This is a genomic window from Parabacteroides caecihominis, assembly GCF_023656785.1.
Classification (GTDB): Bacteria; Bacteroidota; Bacteroidia; order Bacteroidales; family Tannerellaceae; genus Parabacteroides; species Parabacteroides segnis.
In genome coordinates, this window is the sequence record NZ_JAMOKS010000031.1 from 41919 (window position 1) to 64730 (window position 22812).

Annotated in this window: 19 protein-coding genes; 5 read left to right on the plus strand and 14 right to left on the minus strand. The window is 43.1% G+C overall.

The genetic code is table 11. From position 1 onward, the window contains the following. The first annotated feature begins 11 nt into the window (after nucleotides 1-11). The gene (locus NBH14_RS21505) at nucleotides 12-866 is read left to right on the plus strand and encodes a hypothetical protein (RefSeq protein ID WP_186961088.1); all 855 of its coding nucleotides are present in this window, start codon (nucleotides 12-14) and stop codon (nucleotides 864-866) included. 90 nt (nucleotides 867-956) lie between these two features. Here the strand turns inward: NBH14_RS21505 and NBH14_RS21510 are convergent, their stop codons facing one another. The 7 genes from NBH14_RS21510 to pyrH form a co-directional block, all read right to left on the minus strand. Continuing rightward, nucleotides 957-2123 carry an MFS transporter gene (locus NBH14_RS21510; RefSeq protein WP_186961087.1) on the minus strand — a complete coding sequence of 389 codons (1167 nt, stop codon included), beginning with the start codon at nucleotides 2121-2123 and terminating at the stop codon, nucleotides 957-959. Nucleotides 2124-2125: 2 nt separating this feature from the next. Next, on the minus strand, nucleotides 2126-2995 hold the full coding sequence (locus NBH14_RS21515; RefSeq protein ID WP_186961086.1) for a carbohydrate kinase family protein: 870 nt from the start codon (nucleotides 2993-2995) through the stop codon (nucleotides 2126-2128). 11 nt (nucleotides 2996-3006) lie between these two features. Further along, nucleotides 3007-4623, minus strand: coding sequence for a glycoside hydrolase family 32 protein (locus NBH14_RS21520; RefSeq protein ID WP_250817752.1), 1617 nt, complete (start codon nucleotides 4621-4623; stop codon nucleotides 3007-3009). A 170-nt stretch (nucleotides 4624-4793) separates the two neighbouring features. Then, complete coding sequence (locus NBH14_RS21525) at nucleotides 4794-6680, minus strand: glycoside hydrolase family 32 protein (protein ID WP_186961085.1); 1887 nt, start codon at nucleotides 6678-6680, stop codon at nucleotides 4794-4796. 18 nt (nucleotides 6681-6698) lie between these two features. After that, on the minus strand, nucleotides 6699-9014 hold the full coding sequence (locus NBH14_RS21530; RefSeq protein ID WP_436277987.1) for a TonB-dependent receptor: 2316 nt from the start codon (nucleotides 9012-9014) through the stop codon (nucleotides 6699-6701). A 327-nt stretch (nucleotides 9015-9341) separates the two neighbouring features. Further along, nucleotides 9342-12062, minus strand: coding sequence for a substrate-binding domain-containing protein (locus tag NBH14_RS21535; RefSeq protein ID WP_186961084.1), 2721 nt, complete (start codon nucleotides 12060-12062; stop codon nucleotides 9342-9344). A gap of 6 nt (nucleotides 12063-12068) precedes the next feature. Further along, complete coding sequence (pyrH, locus tag NBH14_RS21540) at nucleotides 12069-12779, minus strand: UMP kinase (protein ID WP_005867363.1); 711 nt, start codon at nucleotides 12777-12779, stop codon at nucleotides 12069-12071. 381 nt (nucleotides 12780-13160) lie between these two features. Between pyrH and NBH14_RS21545 the strand changes: the two genes are divergently transcribed. Together NBH14_RS21545 and NBH14_RS21550 are read left to right on the plus strand one after the other, a co-directional pair. Then, nucleotides 13161-13391: a hypothetical protein gene (locus NBH14_RS21545; protein ID WP_009859943.1), complete on the plus strand. Its 231-nt coding sequence runs from the start codon at nucleotides 13161-13163 to the stop codon at nucleotides 13389-13391. Nucleotides 13392-13588: 197 nt separating this feature from the next. Beyond that, nucleotides 13589-14017 (plus strand): Hsp20/alpha crystallin family protein, encoded by a 429-nt coding sequence (locus NBH14_RS21550; RefSeq protein WP_186961083.1) that lies wholly within the window; start codon nucleotides 13589-13591, stop codon nucleotides 14015-14017. Between the two features lie 226 nt (nucleotides 14018-14243). Here the strand turns inward: NBH14_RS21550 and NBH14_RS21555 are convergent, their stop codons facing one another. From NBH14_RS21555 to NBH14_RS21575, 5 genes are all read right to left on the minus strand, one after another. Next, entirely contained in the window at nucleotides 14244-17618 is a 3375-nt protein-coding gene (locus tag NBH14_RS21555) for a DUF6383 domain-containing protein (protein ID WP_250817751.1), read from the minus strand. Between the two features lie 935 nt (nucleotides 17619-18553). Then, complete coding sequence (locus NBH14_RS21560; protein ID WP_186961081.1) at nucleotides 18554-19423, minus strand: endonuclease/exonuclease/phosphatase family protein; 870 nt, start codon at nucleotides 19421-19423, stop codon at nucleotides 18554-18556. A gap of 62 nt (nucleotides 19424-19485) precedes the next feature. Beyond that, nucleotides 19486-20238: a biotin--[acetyl-CoA-carboxylase] ligase gene (locus NBH14_RS21565; RefSeq protein ID WP_186961080.1), complete on the minus strand. Its 753-nt coding sequence runs from the start codon at nucleotides 20236-20238 to the stop codon at nucleotides 19486-19488. Continuing rightward, entirely contained in the window at nucleotides 20231-20584 is a 354-nt protein-coding gene (locus tag NBH14_RS21570; RefSeq protein ID WP_186961079.1) for an MmcQ/YjbR family DNA-binding protein, read from the minus strand. Before NBH14_RS21570 ends, NBH14_RS21565 begins: the two co-directional genes overlap by 8 nt. A gap of 21 nt (nucleotides 20585-20605) precedes the next feature. Continuing rightward, nucleotides 20606-20971: a YraN family protein gene (locus NBH14_RS21575; protein ID WP_186961078.1), complete on the minus strand. Its 366-nt coding sequence runs from the start codon at nucleotides 20969-20971 to the stop codon at nucleotides 20606-20608. Nucleotides 20972-21039: 68 nt separating this feature from the next. Here NBH14_RS21575 and NBH14_RS21580 point away from each other — a divergent pair, with 68 nt between their 5' ends. Further along, on the plus strand, nucleotides 21040-21267 hold the full coding sequence (locus NBH14_RS21580; RefSeq protein ID WP_009859950.1) for a hypothetical protein: 228 nt from the start codon (nucleotides 21040-21042) through the stop codon (nucleotides 21265-21267). Beyond that, nucleotides 21264-21704: a nucleoside deaminase gene (locus NBH14_RS21585; RefSeq protein ID WP_044215086.1), complete on the plus strand. Its 441-nt coding sequence runs from the start codon at nucleotides 21264-21266 to the stop codon at nucleotides 21702-21704. The genes NBH14_RS21580 and NBH14_RS21585 overlap by 4 nt, the downstream gene beginning before the upstream one ends. A gap of 69 nt (nucleotides 21705-21773) precedes the next feature. Here NBH14_RS21585 and NBH14_RS21590 read toward each other — a convergent pair whose 3' ends face one another. Then, nucleotides 21774-22043 (minus strand): DUF4834 family protein, encoded by a 270-nt coding sequence (locus tag NBH14_RS21590; protein ID WP_009859952.1) that lies wholly within the window; start codon nucleotides 22041-22043, stop codon nucleotides 21774-21776. Nucleotides 22044-22100: 57 nt separating this feature from the next. Beyond that, nucleotides 22101-22796: a CDP-diacylglycerol--serine O-phosphatidyltransferase gene (pssA, locus tag NBH14_RS21595; RefSeq protein WP_009859953.1), complete on the minus strand. Its 696-nt coding sequence runs from the start codon at nucleotides 22794-22796 to the stop codon at nucleotides 22101-22103. Between the last annotated feature and the right edge of the window lie 16 nt (nucleotides 22797-22812).

Below are 22812 nucleotides of genomic sequence, written 5' to 3' on the forward strand. Positions count from 1 at the left end.
TGAATAATCTTATGAAAACGATTAAAAACATCATATACCTGCTGACCGGCCTGATCGGACTTGCATTTACAGGATGCAGCGACGATGACTCCTACGAACCCGGCCCGCAAACATCTCCGAATTGCATGCAGGTTTATTTCCTGAATACAAATGAAGCAACCAAAGTTATCGACGCATCAGAAGAATATGCCATAACATTGGAAGTAGGACGTACACAAACAGCATCGGCAGCTTCCGTTCCCATTAAAATAATCAGTCAGGATGAAGTGCTCTCCATTCCCACAAATGTCGAGTTTACGGCAGGGCAAAGTGTTTCTGCTGTAAAAATCAGTTTCCCAAATGCAAAAACAGCGACAACTTATTCTTACCGTATCGAAATCGATGGCAATGAATATGTCGATCCTTATGCAGTACTGGATGGTTCCTATAAATTCATCGGCTCAGTATTAGTTGCCTGTTGGCAGGTTGCGATCAAAAATGCAACATTCAAATTCGGTTCAATCTTTCCTGAATTCAAACAAGACATTCTGCAAATGGAAGGAACCGACAAATATAAGATTGAAAATTACCTAAATTCAAAGACGGATCTAGTCTTTACAGTAGACCCGACTACTTATGTCATTTCACCGGTGGGCGGCTATCAGTCAAGTGCTACAGCCTGGTATTTCTATAATAACGATACAGAAAAGATACCTATTCCGTGTTTCCCGACCGGCTCGGATATTTCCATCAATTCTTTCTATCTTTATTTAGGTGCAAGTTATACGTATCTGAACCTAAAAACAAAGAAAGGACGTTTATATCATTACAACTATAATAGTGATGAGACCAAAGGTTACAATGCTCTGTCTATAAGTTGGGAATAAAACGGTTAAACAGTTTTAAGTTCAGGCCCGGATCATACAAACCGTACAATCCGGGCCTGATTTTTTCTTTATGAGATGTCTGATTCATCATCAAGCAACTTTCAGTTTAGGACAAAGGAATGCCAGATACAAAACTCCTACGCTCAATACAATCACCGCCCCCAATTGCGAAACCATTGCATCCGACAGGAAGCCCATGAAAAGGGGAAAGACAGTACCTCCGAACAGCCCCATAATCATCAGTCCGGATATCTCGTTCTTACGCTGGGGCATGGACTGGATTGCCTGCGAAAAGATAATCGAGAACACGTTCGAATTTCCGAATCCAATCAACCCTATACATATATATATGATTTCTTTGCTGTGGAACAAAGACAATCCGACCATTGCCAGCGCCATCATTGCAACGCTAATGCCAAAGAATATCTTGGCCGACATGCGACTCAGGATAAAAGCACCCAGAAAACAACCAGCCGTACGGAAGATAAAATAAAGACTGGTGGCAAACGATGCATCATGTAATCCCATTCCCAAACGCTCCATCAGGATTTTCGGAGCCGTTGTATTCGTTCCGACATCAATACCGACATGGCACATGATACCGATAAAACACAACAAAATAAAAGGTTTACCCAACAAGGCAAAGCATTCTCCGAATGTCGAAGGTTTCCCTTCCGGCTTCTCTTCTTCTATCTGCGTTGCTCCCAACAAAAGGATTGTAATAACTGCAACAACCATATAAACCGGGAAAAGCACCCGCCAGCCCAGGCCGAAAGAAGGAATCACAGCCGTTGCGCCCCACATCGCGATATAAGGAGCCAGGAAAGAAGCGATAGCCTTTACAAACTGTCCGAAAGTCAGACTGCTGGCCAACTTATCCCCACTGATGATATTTGAAAGCAACGGATTCAAAGACGTCTGCATCAAAGCATTACCGATACCCAGCAGAGAAAAGGAAATAAGCATCAGCATATAACCATCGCCAAAGATTGGGAGCAGCAAAGAGAAGAATGTAACGATCAGACTAAGTAATACGGTCTTCTTCCGTCCGATCCGGTTCATCAGCATTCCGGTTGGAACAGAGAAAATCAGAAACCAGAAGAATACAAGTGACGGAAAGATATTCGCCTCCGAATCTGTCAGATTCAAATCGGCCTTCACATAGTTGGAAGCAATTCCCACCAGATCCACAAATCCCATAGCGAAGAACGCCAGCATGACCGGGATCAACTTTATATATAAACCTTTTTCTTTCATGATTATTCTTTATTCGGATAAGGAGGCCATGCCCCTTCCTGTGTACAAACAAAAGCGGCCGTTTCGACAGCAAGCTGATGGGCTTCACGCAGGGATTTCCCTGTTAATATGGAATAGACAAACGCCCCGGAAAAGGAATCGCCTGCTCCTACCGTATCGGCAACCTGTACTTTAGGAGTCGGGATGGTGGACTGCTCATCCGGCGAATAAATCGAACTGAAAGCGCTTCCGGCTGTCAGAACCACATATCTGAGGTTATATTTCCTCAACATCTTACGGCACACTTCCTCGTCCGTACCTTCCAAATCACACATGCTGCGAAGCAATACCAGTTCCTCGTCATTCACCTTAAAGACATTCGCTTTATGCAACAACGTTCCAATCAGTTCCTTGGAGTAATACGATTGCCGGATATTGATATCGAAAAAGCGTAAAGCATCTTCACGTGCATACGACAATAAAGACAGAATCGTTTCTTTCGATGCCTGCGAACGCAAAGCCAATGTGCCATAACAAATGGCATCCGCCCTCTTTACCAGGTCGATAGATCCCAGAGTTAGAGGAATATGGTCCCAGGCAACGCCTTCAATGATTGTGTAGGTCGGAATACCGTCCTTCAGTTCCACCATCACACTTCCGGTCGGATATTCTACTGTTCCCAAGCTGTTGGAGATATGATTCTTTTCCAATTCCTGAACGATTTCCGTTCCCGACAAATCATTTCCTACTGCGCTGATGGCATATCCCTCAGCTCCCATTTGTGTGGCGTGATATACAAAGTTGATCGGGGCACCTCCGGCACGCTTTCCGGTTGGCAGGACATCCCAAAGGAGTTCGCCGATACCGACTACTACAGGTTTATTCTTTTCCATGATTTTATATTTTATTTATTCCAAATCGAACTAAGCGAATAGACTTCCAGGTTCGTGACTTCAATGTTATTTCCCCAGAAATTGAATCCCGTCTTGTTTGCGTGGTCGGGCCTTCTTTCCATAGAGTATGAATAGGCACCGCCGTCTACGAATACTTCAACAGAAGTCCTGTCCAGAATCATATCGACAGAGATTTCCATGCTGGTCATATCTTCCGGAGAATAAAAAACGCCGTTAACCCTATTGAAGTTCATATCATAATCCAACAGATTCTGTCCGTACAAGCTCAATCCGGCACTCGTCGCATGCGACAATTTCAAAGTAGCCCGAATGCGGAGGCAATCCGCCTGATTGTAAGGTTGCATTAACTCATTGGCTTTCCCGGCTGTCAGGTCTTTCCACTGTCCTTTCAACGTTTGCAAGGTTTCGAGCTCCTTTATAGGTTCACTGAACAGACGGATTCCCTCTTTGGTTGTCCGCAAAGACAGGACGGTAGGCAATAACATCGTCCCGTTAAACGGCATACCCGGATGGGAGATACGACCCCAGCCAATCTGTATCCTGCGTCCGTCCGATGCCGGTATGTTATTATAAGTCTGTGCGGCATAGATTGTTCCGGTAGAATAATAATGTTTTCCGGATTCGGGGACAAATGTTTTTCCATCAAACGTCCCCGTCATATAAGTACCGGATGCACCATACATCACCCATTTCGTATTATTCACATCCCCGTCGACCGGTAGTTCGAACAGTTCGGGACATTCCCAGAATCCGGTAATATGGCTCTCGTAAGTCCAGTTTTTTAGATCATCCGAGTTATAGATTGAATGGCCGTCACGTTCGTTCAGCACCAACACCCATTTTCCGGAAGGTTCATGCCAGAAGACTTTCGGGTCACGTGTATCGTGGCTGTTCCATTTGGCTTTCGAATCAATAATGGGATTACCTTCATATTTAGTCCAGGTCCTTCCCTTATCGAGACTGTAAGCAATGCACTGGACTTGCTTTTCCGGACTGTCGGCCGTATAGATGGCTACCATGGCAGGAGTTCCTCCCTTGTTAAATCCGGCAGTATTGTTGTAGTCGATTACAGCCGAACCGGAAAACATCGTTCCATGTTCATCCGGAAACAAGGCAAGAGGTAATTCTTCCCAATGAACCAGGTCTTTGCTCACCGCATGCCCCCAGTGCATATTGCCCCAATCCCGTTCGTAAGGATTATGCTGATAGAAAAGATGATACTCGCCTTCATAATAAATCAGGCCGTTCGGGTCATTATTCCATCCTCTGCGCTGGGTATAATGGATTTGCGGGCGGTTTGTCTCTTTATAAAGACTGTCTTGTCCGGCTATTTCATCTGCCTGATAAATCTTGTCCAGTCCGGCAACTTCTCCCGGATAAGAGATTTTCAGCTGTTTCCCTTTAAAAGAGGATACATCGCAAAACACCCAGTAATCCGGTTGCGCCGGAGCCAGTCGGATATCAAAGGACCGGACCCGTTTCCCATCGACAGCCAATGTCATTACCGCACGTTCCTGCTGATGGGAAACCGGAAGATTCAAATATCTCTTCGTAATCTTCAATGTAATATCTTCCGCATTCATACCGGCGGAGAGAACCAACATCATTCCTGATAAAGTTAACAATTTTCCGTAATTCATACTGTTCTTCATGCTATTAAATTATACTCACAAGTTGTCTGACAAAAGTATGAGATACTTATAATATAAACGATAACAAAACGCACATAAAGTATAACAAATGTCACTTAACACCTGAAAAACATCATTTTCAATTATCAAAGCCCTAATTTGTAAAGGACTAGCGAATTTATCCGGCAGGAGCCGTCCTTACTGTAAAAGTTCAGACTGTTGTAAGGTTCGTTCGGGAAAACAAGGTTGGTCATAGCCACCTTTCCGCCATCGAGGAAAACTTCGACAGAACATTTATCTACAAATATCCGGAGCGTATGTTCCTGTGCCGGAGATAACGGTCCCCAGGTCGCCAAAGCAAAATCGTCCACATAATTAATGGAGTTGGCGATACGGTTATCGTGTGCTTCCTTTTCATGCGGAACACTATTCTTTCCAAAGTCCACGATACCGCTATGCACCCTGTCCATAACCAGCTTCTTCGCATTCAGGTCCAGATAAATATCCACATACTCACCTTTCCCGTTCACCAGCTGAAAGCCTGCGATACTCGATTCACCGGTTGCTACATTCATATTTATCTCGAATGCGCCATCATTTCCGGCAAACAGCGTATCTATGCTGACAGCTTTATTCGCCTCAACCGTAAAAGCAGGAATCTCACGTGTCTCTTTCCGGAGCGATTCCAGTTCCCTGACCGGATTCACAGCCACATACACCTCTTTCCCTTCGGAATACATGGTCAATTCGCGAGGCAAAGCATTAGCACTACGGTACTGCTGCGTAGGAATAATATTCGCGTACTGCCAATTGCTCATCCAGGGCACGGCAATGACACGGTCGCCGGTATTGGAAAAGCAGACTGTCGCATAATGGTCTTTTCCCCAGTCCATCCATTTGACTACTTCCGGTTTCGTATCGCAGACAAACTTTGTTCCGTCGAAATCCCCGATAAAATACTGCGTAGCCGACCCTCCGAACAAACAGCCCGGATTGATATTGACAATCAGCGCCCATTTCTTGATATTCACATCTCCGTTTACCGGCAGTTGCACCATATCCGGGCATTCGAACTGACTCGGCTGCACACCGTACCCGTCACCGAAAGCACTCATATACGTCCAGTCTTTTAAATCCCTGGAAGAATAAAACCGCATTTCCTTATCCGCAGACACAATCATCACCCACTTCTCTTCCGGAGCATACCAGAACACTTTCGGATCACGGAAATCTTTTAGGCCGTCGAACGGGGTAAGGACAGGGTTCTTTTCATATTTGGTAAACGTACGCCCGTTATCGCTACTGTGAGCCATACATTGTATCTGTCCGTTCTTATCGCTGGCGGAAGTATAGAAGGAGACAATCGAACCGGCACCGTAACCGGCCGTATTATCCTTGTCCACAACGGAACTGCCGGAAAAGATATGCCCCATCGTATCACGGGCCAAAGCAACCGGAAGATGTTCCCAATGAACCAGGTCACGGCTTACGGAATGCCCCCAATGCATATTTCCCCATACCGAACCGTAAGGATTATACTGAAAGTAAAGATGATATTCGCCATCCTTATAAACCAGTCCGTTCGCATCATTCATCCAGCCATACAACGGGGTATGGTGGTAAAGAGGACGGTATTTATCACGGTTGGCCGTATCGAACGTGTCGGAGAGTTTCATCTCTTTCCAACACACGGCATCCTTCGGCGTTTTGCGGATACGGACAACCACCTCTTTTGCTCCGGCAGGCAGTTCGAAAGGGACGAAATAATCCGTTTCCTTTTTAGCCAGACGGATATCCATATCCGTATCCGCCGGATTCCCCGTCACAAGACACACCTGCCCTTCACCGGTATGTTCTTCCACCGGCAACAAGAGGTATTTGCCCGGATTCGTAATATGGACAAGCGTTAGTGTATCGCCCTGCTGTTCCAATGTAAATCCTTCTTTAGAAGCGGACTGGCAAGCGGCCAGGCTTACTGATACGGCACAACCCATCAGGAAATTCTTACTGTTATTTAAAATCGTTGCTTTCATATGATAATAGATTAATTGTTAAAATGTAATGTTTGCACTAAATTCTACGGTGAAGGGACGGATATAGCTGCCGGCCATCCACTGCCCGTTATGCTTGGAGGCATCCTCCTTCTTATCCAGTTCGGCTCCCGAAATGCTGCCGCGTGCTCCGGTCTGGTTCAGGATATTCACGACTGTCGCTCCCAGGCTAAGATACTTATTTACCTTATAATTAACGCCTCCGAATGTTTCCCAACGGCCATTAAAATAATAGGCATTGTTGATATTGGCATACGTCTTGCTGAAATAACGGGCGCTCAACCAAACCCGGAAGTCTTTATAGGTGTAACTCGGATCAATCTCCAGCAGGACTTTCGGTATTTCCGTCACGATGTTGCCGGTTGCATTGATACCGGCGTAGCTGCCGTCCGAGAAATTCACGCCTGTTTCATATTTCTTATAAGTCGGATTCTGGTAAGTAAACAGGAAGTGCAGGTCGAAGCCTCTGAACAACTTGGCAATCAGGTCGGTCGTCCAACCGATAGTTTTAATATCGTAGCTGAGTGGGGCAGCGTTGATATCTTTCGAGTTGTTCGGATTAATCAAGTTCAGGGTAGAGTTGTTGTTCGTCTTTCCGATATAAGAAAACAAAGACGTCAGGCTCAACCAGTTATTATTATAATAGATACCGGCACGTCCCAATGGAATGGATACTTTCTCCACATTCGGCAATTCGGACGGGGCAAAACTGGAGATGGCAGGATGCTGCGTATTATAAGTGAAATCGCCTGTAAAACCGAACTGCCCGGTCAGCTTGTAAGTCAGGGCAAACGTATAGACCTGATTGAACCAGTTATAATCGAAATCCTGCGGAGCGACGGTTCCGGTCTGTCCGTTCTTATTATAAGCCGCACCCAAATGATAGTTAGGGAAACGGCCCAATACGCTGTCATTCCTCAGATAGACCGCTGCATTCTGACCGTGCATCTTCTGATATTCGAAACGGGCACCATAGTAGACATTGATTTTGTCGTTGATATCCCAATCGTGGGTAAAATAAAGGGCCAGTTTATTTTCATATCCTTTGTAATATTCGGAAGCATTCTTGTTGAAGTCGTAGTAAATGCCATCAGTATAACCTTCTTTCATCAGCCGGCTCGGATATTCTTCCACTGTATGGTCGTACATGGTGGTATTGGAGGCATAATCAATCTTATAATGCCACTGGTTCAACCCGATACGCCAGGTTCCGTTTTTATATTCGTGCGACAGTTCGGAAGTCAGGAAGGTTTCATCTATATTACCGCGATTCAGACAAGACATGCGGCTTTGCACATAGCCTTCATAAGGAGTCAGATTGCCTTCCAGGTCTTTCAGGGAGTAGCCGTCTACCGAAGTCTTCTTTTCCAGCGACATCGGCGTCTGATAGACATAAGAGCCGAGAGCATGGTCGTATTTGGCATTCACAATCCATTTCAGTCCGTTGTCCCATTTATAAGCATGATGCAGGCTAATCTGGTTGCCTTTATTCAGGGAGGCATCATAGAGGTTGGTCTTCTTCAATTCACCGGAACGCATATCCATATAAACCATCTCGCCCGTTGTCGGCAGGTAAGAACTTGTGCCCAGTTTAAAACCGGGAATCTCCCTCACACTTCCGTCGCCCACATACATAAAAGGGGCATTGGTCGCGGCATTCGAGGGCCAGCGGCTGTTGCTGTAATGATAAATAACCGATAGTTCACCGCGGTCCTGATTATAGCGTTTGGTGATGGCTGCTTTATAAATCTGGGTACGGTCCTGATTGGAAGCAAAACGCAGCTTGAAAGTTCCCGGGTCGAAATCCTGATAAATACTTCCGCTGTAAAACCAACCTTTTCCGGCATTACCACTGATATTCAAGTCGATTTGCTGCTTGCCGAAATGATTCGTATTATAATTCAGTTTACCCCGGAATTTTTCCGTCCCGAGTTGCGTATGAGAGTTTACCGCATATCCAACAGTACCGGTTGTAATAGCCGTTTCCGAAATCTTCAATAATCCGACATGCCCCAAGCTGCCGTCACCGCGCCAATGGGTATTTACATTATGAGGATTGGAACTGTAGACGACAGGCAAACCATTTTCGAGGACATTGACATCCCCACCGGGCAGTCCGATGGATATCTCGCGGGGACCATTCGCACTGGAGGCATTCAGCATCACATTGCGGCTGTTCGTTTCATTTGATTTTTCCTTATTCACCTGAACGGTATCTTTTACCGCTTCCTGTGCATATGTTGCGGCTGACAAAGTACAGCCGGCAACTAATAAAAGGAAAGACTTCTTCATGGTAATCATGGCAACTGTTTTCATATAGAATGTTTTAATGTTGTTCTTGCTAACAAGTTTTCGGAAGCAAATGTAGAGGCACTGAAAACAATCGGATATAACAAAACGAGCCAATCCTGTCACATTCGTCACATACCCTGAAATTCATTCCAATAGTATAATATCCGTCAGATAAATGCGACAAATGTGATAGGAAAAAGAAGTTGTTTTTTTGAGGCCTCCTCAAAGCCTCCTTTGAGAGCTCGTTGAAGCAGGCTTTGAGGGACTGTTGAAGCAGGCTTTGAGGAGGCGTTGAAGCAGGCTTTGAGACGTCCTCACAGCCTCTTGTGACCGGCACTCACAAAATGTTGCCTATTCTGATGTATTCTGATACTCTTTCGGGGTTTGGTTATAAACGGTCTTAAAGCATTTGGCAAAATAGGCGGGAGACGAAAAACCTGTCTGGTAAGCAATCTCGTTGATATTGTATTGCTTTTGTTTCAGAAGAACGGCAGCCTTCTTTAAACGGTAGTTACGGAGAAAATCGACCGGGCTGGTTCCGGTCAGGTCTTTTATCTTACGGTGGAGATGGCCGCGCGACAAACCGAGCGTATCACTCAACTTCTCCACATTAAATTCAGAATCGGTATATATCTCTTCAATCTGTGTCAGGAACCGGCGAAGAAACAGATCATCCATATTCTCCACCTTCTCCGGTTGCGCCATCAGCATATTACTGCTTTGCAGCTTTTTCAGCAATGCTTCGCGCAACTTTTTTTGTTCATCGAGGATACGGATCATACGGAGTTTTACAAAGTTCACATGGAAAGGCTTCTGGATATAACCGTCCGCCCCGCCCGATATGCCATACATACGCTGACGTTCATCCGACAAGGCTGTCAACAGGATAACGGGAATATGGCTGATGGCGATATCCGTTTTTATACTGCGGCAAAGTTCGAAGCCATTCATTTCCGGCATCATCACATCGGATAAGACAAGCGATATTTCATTTTCCTCCTGAAGAAGATTCAAAGCAACCTTTCCATTGGCAGCAGTAAGTACGCGAAAGTTCTCCGATAATTCCTTTTCCAGGAATGCACGGACCTCATCATCGTCTTCAACGACCAAAACAGAATAAGGATATTTCTGTGCCAGCAACGTTTTCTCTTCGGAATCATCCAGGTTCGAAGCATCATACGCCAAATGGGAAACGGGCAATTCCGTGATATATTCGCCGTTCAGCTGCGTCTTATCTTTCCGAAGGCAAACGGAGAAAACGGTTCGCTGTCCGGGGACACTTTCCACTGTTACCTCTCCATTATGCATCTTCACATATTCATGGACCAGATGCAAACCGATACCTGTCCCCACCCGGCTGTTCTCCGAATAGAAACGGTTGAAGAGATAAGGCAAATTCTCCGGTTGGATACCCGAGCCATTGTCTTCGACATGTATCGTCACCCATTCGTCCGACTCTTCCAGCGCTACCCCAATCTTTCCCCCTTCGGCCGTAAACTTAAATGCATTGGATAACAAATTCACCAACACCTTCTCAATCATATCCGCATCAATCCAGATACGGCAGTTCTTCATGTCCGAGGCAAAAGTATAGGTAATATTGCGCACCTTCGCCATACTATTGAAATATGACTTCACCTCACTGCTGAACGAAACGATTTCCGTCTCACGTATCTTCAGTTTCTCCTGCTTATTCTCCACCTTCCGGAAATCCAATAGTTGGTTGATGACGCGGAGTAAACGCCCCGCATTCTTATGAATCAACTCCAGGTCTGAAAGGTAGGGGGAGTCGTGCAATAAGTTAAGCAACCTGTCCAACGGCCCCAATATCAGTGTTAACGGGGTACGTACTTCATGGGATATATTTGTAAAGAACTGGAGTTTGGAGGCTGTCACCTCTTCTATCTCCGCATTCAGGGATATCAGTTTACGGCGTTGTTCTTCCTCTTTCTTATTAATCTCACGCAGTTCGCGGTTTTTAAGCCGTATCTTACGGTTAATATAAAATACATAGACCGACAAAGAAATGAAGCCAATCATCAAAAGCGTGATAACACTCAATGAATCCCGGAGAAAATTAAAACGGTTCAGCAGTTCATCCATACGGCTCCGCTGTGTCTCGATACGCTGTTGATAATTGCTCAACCGTTCAGATTGAAGCAACAGGGTCTGGGCAGCCGATTTATCAACCAAACCGCTCAACAAGGGAATATATTTATCCACCTTCTCCCCTCTAAGCAACTGCATGGCGGTCCGTATCACCTGTTCACCGCCCGTCGGATATAGGAAAGAGACATTAATCCGTCCATCCGCCACCGCTTCCAGTCCGGCATTGGCCACGGCATCCATCCCTATAATATGTAATTCCTTACCGCGCACCGGGTCTATTGCCAGAAAATGTTCACGGGCGGCAATAGCCATCATATCGTTATGAGCATATACAAAGTCGATGGGTTGTGAAAAGTCTATCTCTTTCAAGCGCTTGGCTGCGACATCATACCGCCAGTCGCCTTCCACGGGGCGAAAGGTTAAATCCGTCCGTTGCTGCAAGGCATCCCGAAAACCGTTGTGACGTTCCTGGGCGGGAGAAGAACCCATCATTCCCCAAATTTCAAGAATAGTAGCATGAGGGGGTAAATGTTTGGCGGCATATGTTCCGGCAGCAAAACCCAGATCATAATTATTCGCTCCGACAAAGGTGGTATATTGGTTCGTGTTTACTTTACGGTCAGTGATAATCGTTGGGATGCCTGCACGGAATGCTTCTTCGGCCACATCTGTTATCGGCGCAGACTCGAAGGGTGAAATAATCAGGACATCCACCTTTTGTGCAATCAGTTCGCGTATCTGTTCGATTTGTCGGTCATTATCATTATCGGCATCCTTAATAACAACTTTAATACTATCATAATTGGATGCCTCAATCCCCACCTCCCGAATCATTTGCTGCCGCCAGGCATCATCCAGCATACATTGGGAAATTCCTATCACATATTTCTTTTCCCTATCGGCACGGTCGCAACCGGCAAGCAACAGGCATAAAAGGAATAATATGGATAGGAAGTATTTCACATTTTTCTAATTATGCACCAACGTCCCAATATTCTCGCCGCTCATCACCTTCTTCAGATTCCCGTTGGTATCCATATCAAAGACAATGATAGGCAGATTGTTTTCTTTACACATGGTGGTCGCTGTCAGGTCCATCACTTTCAGGCCACGAGTGTATATTTCATCATAAGTAATATCTGAGAACTTAGTCGCAGTCGGGTCTTTTTCCGGATCGGCCGTATAGATGCCATCCACACGTGTACCTTTCAGCATCACATCGGCTTCAATCTCGATACCTCTTAAAGAAGAACCTGTATCGGTTGTAAAGAACGGATTGCCTGTCCCGCCGGACATAATCACCACATTACCCTGTTCCAACAATTCGATAGCACGCCATTTATTATAAAACTCACCGATCGGCTCCATCCGGATAGCAGTCAACACCTTTGCCTTTACTCCCTGTGCAACCAGCGCAGAACTCAAGGCCAAACTATTGATTACCGTTGCCAGCATCCCCATCTGATCACCTTTCACCCGGTCGAACCCTTTGGACGCCCCACTCAGGCCACGGAAGATATTACCTCCGCCTATGACAATGCCGATTTGGACACCCATCTCTGCAATCTCCTTGATCTGTGCTGCATACTCATTCAAACGAACTTCGTCGATACCATATTGTTTACCTCCCATCAGCGATTCGCCGCTTAACTTCAGGAGAATTCTCTTGTATTGTGCCATCTTTCTGTTTTTTGATTTTTAATTGTTCTTCTGCAAAAATACAGTATTTCGATTAGCAAACAATATCGGGAGTCAATTAATCCGGTTTTATTTAATAAAACTGTATAGCATATGTAGTAATTCTGTAATGCCGTCCCCCTACTTTTGCTATCGAAATGAAACACACTTTATTCCTTATTTTGAAAAACACTAAGAAAACAACCAAACCTTCTTCCTAACTTTAGCATTCCCCTCCCCTTTCAGCGGAAAGAGACAGGGGAATGTTACTTTACAATTTCATATATCTTTTTCACTTTTAAAGCCTGAACAATACAGCCTGACACACTGTTTCATAAACAAAGAGACATTAAACAAAAAGAATCATTTAAAAATTAAGCAATTATGAAAAATGTATTGATTGGTATTGCTGCCGGTATCGCTATCGGCTATGTGCTTCGCAAAATGGAAGACGACGGTAAATTCAAATGTATCCACGACGACATGAGCGAGCTGGCCGACAGAGCAAAAAAGAAAATCAAAGACGTAGTCGATAAAGGCGTTAACGAAGCCGAATATATCGGTGACCGTGTCGAACATATCACCGACAAAGTCAAGAAAGGGGCAACAAATTAATAGCTATTCAAGGATTATCACTACAATATGTCACCAATTCTGTCAAATACAGCTTAAATAAATGACAAAAAGACAGAATTAGGCATTAAATCCAACTGGCACAAAGTTTGCTTATTGATAGCTGAACGAAGGGTTCGGAAAGAGCCCGGAGTTCAGTAAATTATTGAATGTGTAACTTAAAAATAGGAGATTTAATTATGATGCCGATCAGAAAAAATCAAAATTGGTTACCGAGTATCTTCAATGATTTCTTCGATAACGACTGGATGGAAAAAGCTAATTCAACAGCACCTGCTATCAATGTAATTGAAAGCGAAAAAGATTATAAGATTGAATTGGCTGCCCCGGGAATGACTAAGGAAGATTTCAATGTCCGTATTGACGATGACAACTGCCTGGTTGTTTCAATGGAAAAGAAAAACGAGAATAAAGACGAAAAGCATAACGGACGTTATCTACGCCGCGAATTTTCATATTCTAAATTCCAGCAGACAATGATATTGCCGGATGATGTTGACAAAGAAAAGATCAGCGCTAAAGTAGAACATGGCGTATTGACCGTAGATATTCCTAAAAAAGCGCCTGTAGAAACGGCCAAATTACAGAGAAACATTGAGATTAAATAAGTAACCTCATCATTAAATAATGATATCCCCCGACGGAATTTCCATCGGGGGATATTTTTTTATCTGGCTTCTCTCTTCGCAGGGATACTGACAGATGAACTTTATTTTATTACTTTAGTATTAATACTACCACTTGTTCGCCCGTCGCAGGTTAATTGGCAGGTAGTAGAGACATTGCATACAGTGTCTCTACCCGACCGCATGGTGGTAATTTTAGAATTATCTATTATTTTACGATTGCTTTTACAGCAGCTTCGCCTTCAACAGCCACAGTCACATAACCTGCCGGAGCAGCGATAGTAGCCTCACTGGAAGTGATTACCGTATTAGCAATAGTCTGTCCAAGAACGTTGCTGATAACAACTTTCTTACCTTCAGCACCCTTGATGATTACGGCACCGTTAGTTGCAACTACTGATACTGTTGATGTAGCAATTGTTTCGTTATCCGTTGCCATATCATCCTCTGAACCTATCTCGACATTGAATACCAATGCATTATCACCACCGGTTCTTGCATTTTCAAATGTAGATGATTTTGAATCCGACAGAACCAAACAACCGTTCTGGCTCTTCAACCAAGCACCATTAATAGGAGCAACATCCAAATCGCTTGCTTCCTTGTCTGATTCAATCAGGAATGCAACATCCAAGTTTTCTACTGTTGCAGTAGCTGCCTTATCCGGATTGATATAGCGGAATGACCAAGTATAATTCTTGTGAGCATCCTTCTTCAATTCAGATTTCAAATCAATGATATAGTCAGCGTCTATTTTAGCAGCTTTGTAAGCAGCCTTAATTTTTGCCGTATCCAAATCAGCATTAGCCAGTTCTTCGAAACCATTTGTCAAAACATACAAGCTATCACCAATATGCATAGCATCCACAAAACCGACACGAGTATAGTCACCAAACTGATACAACTTATCTGCATCTTTAGCCTTCAGAGAATCAGCGAAACTTACCAGATATTTAGCTCTTGTAAAGCCTGGTTTTGCAGGAATAGCGTGAGGACAAGTCCATTCTGTAATACCGTTCAGGTGTTCGTGATCCAGTTCACAAGGTTTAGCCGGTTCTGCAATCTTTTCACTCTGACTCACATAGATGAAATACTGCGGTTTGATCTTTCCATTAGGAGCATTTTCAATTGTCGCTGTATCAACCACAAATGACAAACCTGCTTTCGGATTAACTTTATCTTCTCTTTCGATACCCAAATAGCAAACTCCTTCATTCTTGAATTTCTCATTGTTTTCATCCATCAGATATTCACCACGATAATATTCTTTGAACTTCAGAAGCTTAGCTGCATCTTCCTGGCCTTCTACAGCACCATCTAATGCAGTATTGAAACGACGATACAGAGGAGCGTTATTTTCTACAATTGCAAATGCAGAAGTTCTTGTTTCTTCCAGCACATTATCTTTCAAGATTACGCTCAGATCTTCGTCAGCCGAACCAATTTTCGTTGAATCAGTTGCTGCGACATTGATGAATGCATAGTAAGGACGAGCTGCTTCTACAGATTCAGCTTTATAGAAATTATTTTCTTTCAGATAGAACTTCTTAGCTTTAGCTTCATCAGAAGTCATTTTGTATCTACCCTCGCTATCTAATGTAATATAAAGATTACCCTTAGAAGTCTTCACATACGGAGTGTACATAACACGTTTCAACTGTTTCAAACCTGAAATTTTAGCTTTCAATGCATTATCTACGGTAATACCATAAGGAACTTCAGTCGTTTCTTTATCCATAAAGAATGACAATTCAGCATCTTTCACATACAGGATAGAGTCCCCGTTCATACCGATGAATTTATCATCAGCATATGAATGCAGATAATTGAACTTGTAAGACATTACCTTCAACACCTTGTTATCCAAGTTCAAATAACCTAATTTTTCATTACCTAATGCAGCAGCTGTTACAGGCTTGATATCCAGGGAGTCAATATTATGCAGACCACCTGCAACAAATTTGTAAGCACCGCCTTCTTCCTGACGTAACTGAATGCTTTGTTTTACACCGGCAAATTCACGGTTAATAAGTGTTACAGTTGACAGCTCGGCAATTTCCGAAGTTTCTTCATGATCTTTTAAGATAACCCACTGGTAAGCCGGCATGTTCATCACTTCCTGCTCAGAAGCTTTTACAGTAACCCATTTCGGAGCATTAGTCCAAGCATTTACTCCATTATCTTTCTTCGTATTATAGATAGGAACAGCCAAATACTGGTCTTTATCATTCTTGATTACATAAACACCGTTATTTTCTGATGTACGGTTTGTTGTACCTTCACCCAAGAAGAAACGAACATTTGCAGGAGATGTACCCAAAGTTATCTCATTAGAAGCTGTTAATTTATTCAAGATAACAGTTTTATCAGATTGTGACTGATCCCAAAGAGTAGCCTTGCCGTTTACAGTTGTTGCTGTAGCACCTGTTGAACCATTTTTCTTGTTATAACCTAATACTTCAATAGCAATACTATCTTGTGTCGGATAATAAGTAAATTTAAATTTGGAAGATGCGGCCAGACGACCAGGTTGAACATTCTTTATATATTTATTACCCTGCCATGTATCAGTGACCATCTTATCTGTTCCAAACTTAACAAAATCCTGATTGTTTACAGACAAACCATCGATATAAAAAGTATCTGCCAACAGATAAGTATCTTTATAAGGATCTGCATCATTGGCATCATCAATAACCTGTAACAAAAGTCCCCCCTCAGATACATTAAAATTACCATTCTCTACATACATCTTGAAATTATCTTCATCTGTAGCAGCAGCCTGAATATCCCATGCACGGAAAGTATTATCTGTAAATTGATTACCTAATGTGCTATTTACTCCTTTTTTCAGTTCCGGAGTTGATCCTAACTTGAAAGAATCTCCTTCCGGATCGGTAGCTAATTTGGTATTCAAGTCTTTTGCACTCAGAGTTACAGCACCTGCAGTAATAGGAGCCAGTCTCAAATGACGACCTTCCCATTTATCTCTGCTGGCATGAGCTTTTACCAAATAAACATCTTCTGAACTAGTATAACCATTGCCTGTTGCATTAGGAGTAGCAGTTGCACCTGTTACCAAAGTAACAACAGAGTCTTTTGCAAAATAAGAAATTAAACCGCTTGTTCCGAACGGAGAAGACTGAGTTTCTGTTGAACTTTTCCATTTCCAGGAAGAAGCTGCTCCATTCATTTTTACAGAACCATCTGCAGCTGCATAAGTTTTAGTTGCATCATACAAAGGAGCATCGCCAGGATTAACCATCAAAGGTATACCTGTTCCTTTATTTACAAATGTAAAATCAGGGCCGGTAGCATTGTTGCTGTAAGAATACTGAATAGACCACAGTGTTAAGTTTACATCTGTTACAGCAGTAACATCTTTCAGTTTCAGAGTGTAACCATTACCATCCGGTACCATAACAAGTACTTTGCCTGCAGTAGCGTCACCTAATTGATAAAACTTGTTAGTTTCAATCTTCGTAACATCCCTTGTACCTTGGCTGATTGTTGCAGCCTGAGTAGAAGAGAACAAAGTCGAAGCCATACAAGCAATCGCCAAAGTAGAAAACTTTTTGTTCATAATCTAAATTTTAATATTAATAATAATGTTAATGAAATAGTTCTTATCCAACCTTTTACGTTCTTAGCCAAAGTATAATGACTAGAAAAAACGATCCTTTAATCTCGCCAGTATTTATAGACTATTTGATATTCGTAATCGAAAGCATTAATTTTGTACATACTTTGTTATTCTCTTGATAAGAAAGGAGATACTCATGCAAAATTTATTTGGAAAAGAGTTGTGGTTTCAAAAGTTATAATTAATTTTGTTGACGTATTTAAAGGATCGTTTTTTTTAGTCACTACTTATTTTATATATAATTCTTATATTTCAACAGCTGAGCCATATGTATATTATATTTCTTTCATAAAGAAAGTATATTATATTAATGTACACATGTACATTAATATATAGTTTTCACCGATTCAGTGTCAAAACAAAGAGAAAGGTAATATAACACTATATATCAATATATTACAAGTGACGCTGAAATATTATCCGGCATCACCTATTTTTACATAGCAAAAATAAAGCTACTCTCTAGTCTATCGTCTTTATACCGGCCTACAACAGTTAACCCATTATACTATAAGAACTAAGCCCTATTGTAGTAGACTTTAACCATCTTCTTTACTACTTTTAAATATGAAACCATATGAATACATAAATGTAATATTATGTCTACATATATGTAAGGCATACCTTTCTTTTTAGTAAAGTATAAGTTTCATATTTAAGATAAGTATAAAAAGGACTTAATTATACTATACTACATCCTTAAACATAGTAGTGTGGGAGTTTAAGCTTCAAAGGAACGATAAGCGACGCTATAAGATAACAATGGTGACGCTGAATAACACCTCAGCATCACCATCATAATTTACTCTTTTATAATGACATAAGCATCCGTAATATAGCCAGTGACGCCACATTTCCGGAAACTTTATTTGTAACTACTCTTTAGGAATGAACATACTGATCCCTATCGGGTAATGATCGGAAAGATAATCGTTGTCCGGACCATTATAAATCTGTGCATCTACGCAATCAGGACGCAGGTTGTCGGTTACAAATATGAAATCGATTCGCTCCTGCTGACGGCGCAGCGCCTCTCCTTTCGGTGAACTGGTTAATATACGGGTAGGGTAAGAATAACGTTGGTTATCAGGAGTGAACATATAACAAATGTCATGCAACGAAGCTGCCATAAAAGTAGAAATCACAGCATAATTCTCCAGATGTTCATCCGTCCATGAGGCATCGAAAGGAGAATGGGCATTCATATCACCCATCAACAGGCAATTGGTTAACTGATTTTTATTGATGTAATCGATAATATTATCGGCTTCCTTTTTGCGTTTTAACCGATCATGAGGATTCAAATGCGTCACCAGGAAATCCATATTCAGGACTTTGCAATGTAACAGGCCATGGCCGTAACCGTCAATCTTTCTGTCGACAACCTTGATAGGCGTTTTCGAAGTGAGCCCGACCGGATAACCGTTTTCCTTTACAATAGCGGCATAAGGGTGACCATAAGAAGCTGCCAGTTCTTTCAGTTTCGCCTCGGTGAAGCCACAAAGTTCGTTCAAGGCCAGTACATCGGGGGATTGTTCTTTGACCCAGACGGTAAAACGGGCGATACGATCCTTATCCGAACCGTTGCTGAAACCATCCATGATGTTGTAGGAGATGATCTTTATCTTTTGACGGTCGGTGCGCCAGTCACGTTCATAGGTACTTGAAGTCTGAGCATTCAGACCGGAAATAAAGAATAATGCAAAAAGGAAGAGAATACATTTGTTATTAGATAACTGCTTCATTGTTATTTCTGATATTAGATTAATACTATGTTATTTAGAGAAGTGCCCCCAAAGTGCTATTTTTAAGTGTTTACCACCGACACTTCCTTGAATGCATAGCGCCTCACTTCTCCGTTATCCGTTTTCAGAATCAGGTGTCCTGTGGGTTCTATTCCCTGGATACAAGCCTGGAAGACGCCTTGTTCATCTTGATAAGGATGGAAACCGTTACCGCGATACAAGGCTGCCATATAAGCACTCCGAATCTCTTCCTCCTTTTCCTGGAGCAGACCGAGGTAGCGGTCGTAAAGACGTTTCAGGAAACTGTTCAGGATTTCCTCCCGGTCATATTCCCGGCCCGTTATCTGTACCAGTGAAACAGGGTTCAAAGCATCACTCAGAAATTCCCGCTGGTTTATATTAATACCGATGCCTATCACGGAACAATACAGGGAATGCCCGGTCAGGTCGTTCTCGATCAGCATGCCGCATATCTTTTGGTCATGCCAGTAAATGTCGTTCGGCCACTTCACCGTTATACCGTCCACATAAGCATCAAGCGTTTCCTTTACGCTCAGTGCGGCTATCTGAGAGATCAGGAACTGACGGTTAGCCGGAAGAAAATCCGGATACAGGATAACGCTGAACATCAGATTCTTTCCCGGTTCCGACTCCCAGGTGTTACCGACCTGACCCCGTCCGGCTGTCTGATATTCTGTAACAACGATGCTTCCTTCCGGTAAGGACTCTTTCCCTACCAGTCCACGGAGATAATTATTTGTAGAGGTTGTTTCTTCGAGCCGGATAATCCGCGGCTGTTCATTTTCTTCATTCATCGTATGCTTCTCTTATTTTCTTCGGTAGTTTGGCTATTACCTCACGATAGGAATGGCGAATCCAGTGGCGGATATCGTCGTCGGACATGTCGCGTTCCAGATAAACCCCGTTCCAGTATTTCTTATTAAAATGATAAGCTCCCTCGACTGCTACATAACGGTCGCGCAATTCTTCCGTATAATCGGGATTACATTTCAAGGCTATATACGGCTCCTCTGCGTCCAGGGGCAAAAGGGCATACATCTTGTTCTCCACTTTAAAGACGAGCGAGACATCATCGAAAGGAAAACACTCGGTAGCGTTTTTCAACGACAAACAATATTCACGGGCTTCTTCTATATTCATACGTTTTCTCTGTTTTCTATTTTATCGGGACGGGGCGTAGAAAGCATCGTCAATATGCTCGATCCGAAAACCATCTTTCCCTTTTACCAGGGTGATGATGTCGAAACGGACCGGCAAATCCAGGTTAAAATAACGGACATAGGCATCTGCCGCCGCTACAATACGCCTGATCTTTTTATTATCGACAGCTTCTTCGGGCGAAAGGAGATAATCTTCCGAGCGGGTTTTCACCTCTACGACAACCAGTTCCTTCTCCTTGACGGCAACAATATCCAGTTCGTAATGATGCCATCTCCAGTTGGTATGCAAAATCGTGTAGCCCTGACGGATCAGATAATCGCGTGCCCTTGCTTCACCATCCCTGCCTAAATCGTTTTGTTCAGCCATCTTATTAATTTGCACAAATATACTGTTTTTCTTTTTTATTTGGGCTTTCACTTGTACATTTGCACAATATGGCATTAAAACGGAAATATTCACCACCCCAACCCAATCGCCCGAGGGTGCATAAGGTTACTTTTATGCTCAACGATGAAGAGCAGAAGGCTGTCGACCGCTATCTTGCCAGATATAATATCGAAAACAAATCCCGTTGGTACCGGGAAACAATCCTTTCACATATACTCAAGACACTGGAGGAGGATTATCCTACCCTCTTCAAGGAAACAGAAATGAGAAGATGAATCCATTTAACGACGAATATTTTATGAAACAGGCGTTGGTGGAGGCACGTGCTGCCGCCGACGAAGGAGAAGTGCCCGTAGGGGCCGTTGTTGTATGTAACAATCAGATTATTGCCCGAGCCCATAATCAGACGGAGCGGCTGAACGACCCGACCGCCCATGCGGAGATGTTGGCCATTACGGCAGCCGTAGGCGTACTGGGTGCCAAGTATCTGACTAATTGCAGTCTTTATGTAACGGTAGAACCCTGTATCATGTGTGCCGGAGCCATCGGATGGTCCCAACTCAGCACCATCGTATATGGGGCAAGCGACGAGAAAAGAGGCTTTCAGCAATATGCGCCGAAGGCTTTCCATCCCAAAGCGATAGTAAAAAAGGGAGTAATGGAGAAAGAGTGTGCGGAAGAGATGCAGAAATTCTTTAAATCACGCAGATAAGAACAAATCAGGCACAAATTACGTGGCTTTCATAACCGTGTAATCTGTTCCTGAATAAATTGTATATACTTATTTTACTTCTTCGAAATCGACATATTCGCCTTCGTCCTTAGTAAAGATCTTCTTGCGATTGGCGGCCGCATAATCTTCCTCAGCGGTATTATGCGACTGACGTTGTCCACCGGAGTAACTACTTGTCTGACGACGCTGTTCCCCTTTCTTTGCATTGCTGCTTCCGCTACCAAACAACATATTCTTAAATGTACGCAGGATAGAGAAACCCATCAGGAATACTAACAGGATGAAGAAGAAAAACATTACAAACAAAAACTTAAACATAATATTATTCGTTACTTAGTTGGTTTATAAGAGAAACACATAGACCAGACCTCTTGTTTATTGTCTTTTGTTAAAAATAGACAAGAGGATATAGAGAAGAATTGTTCCCGCTATACCAAGCATACCGAAAAAGGCAACGAACAGGACTGCGCAACCCACTAATATATAGCGTCTTTCATTACCTTTCCATGCAACCGACTTGATCTTTAACGAGAACATAGGGATCTCAGACACAAGCAATAAGGAGGTAGCCAACGCCACCACCAGCGTAACCACAATAAATAAGACATTATTCGCCTGGCTCAAAGGGGACAATGAATATCCGACCGAAGCCCAGAATAACGCATGTGCCGGAACCGGCATACCGATAAATGAAGTTGTCTGCCGCTCATCAATATTGAATTTGGCAAGACGCAAACCGGAGAAAGCAGGAATCACGAAAGCCAGATAAGGAATATAACGTCCTATCTCGCCTAAAGGGAGGCTTGCCTGTCCCAACATCGAGAATACGATCATACCGGGTGCCACTCCGAAACTCACCATATCCGACAATGAGTCCAACTCTTTTCCCATCGGAGAATAAGCCTTCAGCAAACGGGCGGCAAAGCCGTCGAGAAAATCGAACACGGCAGCAATGATGATCCATATGGCAGCCCACAAATAATTATCCTGCAAAGCCATCACAGTGGCGATGCATCCTGATACAAGACTCAAACAAGTGATTGTATTGGGAATATGCTTTCTTATATTCATTATTTCGTATATTTTC

Coding starts and splice junctions, on each gene's coding strand:
- NBH14_RS21565 (WP_186961080.1), bottom strand. CDS start 20,238: ATGAATGAAGAAAATGAACAGCCGCGGATTATCCGGCTCGAAGAAACA.
- pyrH (WP_005867363.1), bottom strand. CDS start 12,779: ATGGCACAATACAAGAGAATTCTCCTGAAGTTAAGCGGCGAATCGCTG.
- NBH14_RS21520 (WP_250817752.1), bottom strand. CDS start 4,623: ATGATGTTGGTTCTCTCCGCCGGTATGAATGCGGAAGATATTACATTG.
- NBH14_RS21505 (WP_186961088.1), top strand. CDS start 12: ATGAAAACGATTAAAAACATCATATACCTGCTGACCGGCCTGATCGGA.
- NBH14_RS21585 (WP_044215086.1), top strand. CDS start 21,264: ATGAATCCATTTAACGACGAATATTTTATGAAACAGGCGTTGGTGGAG.
- pssA (WP_009859953.1), bottom strand. CDS start 22,796: ATGAATATAAGAAAGCATATTCCCAATACAATCACTTGTTTGAGTCTT.
- NBH14_RS21575 (WP_186961078.1), bottom strand. CDS start 20,971: ATGGCTGAACAAAACGATTTAGGCAGGGATGGTGAAGCAAGGGCACGC.
- NBH14_RS21580 (WP_009859950.1), top strand. CDS start 21,040: ATGGCATTAAAACGGAAATATTCACCACCCCAACCCAATCGCCCGAGG.
- NBH14_RS21515 (WP_186961086.1), bottom strand. CDS start 2,995: ATGGAAAAGAATAAACCTGTAGTAGTCGGTATCGGCGAACTCCTTTGG.
- NBH14_RS21525 (WP_186961085.1), bottom strand. CDS start 6,680: ATGAAAGCAACGATTTTAAATAACAGTAAGAATTTCCTGATGGGTTGT.
- NBH14_RS21530 (WP_436277987.1), bottom strand. CDS start 9,014: ATGAAAACAGTTGCCATGATTACCATGAAGAAGTCTTTCCTTTTATTA.
- NBH14_RS21560 (WP_186961081.1), bottom strand. CDS start 19,423: ATGAAGCAGTTATCTAATAACAAATGTATTCTCTTCCTTTTTGCATTA.
- NBH14_RS21570 (WP_186961079.1), bottom strand. CDS start 20,584: ATGAATATAGAAGAAGCCCGTGAATATTGTTTGTCGTTGAAAAACGCT.
- NBH14_RS21545 (WP_009859943.1), top strand. CDS start 13,161: ATGAAAAATGTATTGATTGGTATTGCTGCCGGTATCGCTATCGGCTAT.
- NBH14_RS21550 (WP_186961083.1), top strand. CDS start 13,589: ATGATGCCGATCAGAAAAAATCAAAATTGGTTACCGAGTATCTTCAAT.
- NBH14_RS21590 (WP_009859952.1), bottom strand. CDS start 22,043: ATGTTTAAGTTTTTGTTTGTAATGTTTTTCTTCTTCATCCTGTTAGTA.
- NBH14_RS21555 (WP_250817751.1), bottom strand. CDS start 17,618: ATGAACAAAAAGTTTTCTACTTTGGCGATTGCTTGTATGGCTTCGACT.
- NBH14_RS21510 (WP_186961087.1), bottom strand. CDS start 2,123: ATGAAAGAAAAAGGTTTATATATAAAGTTGATCCCGGTCATGCTGGCG.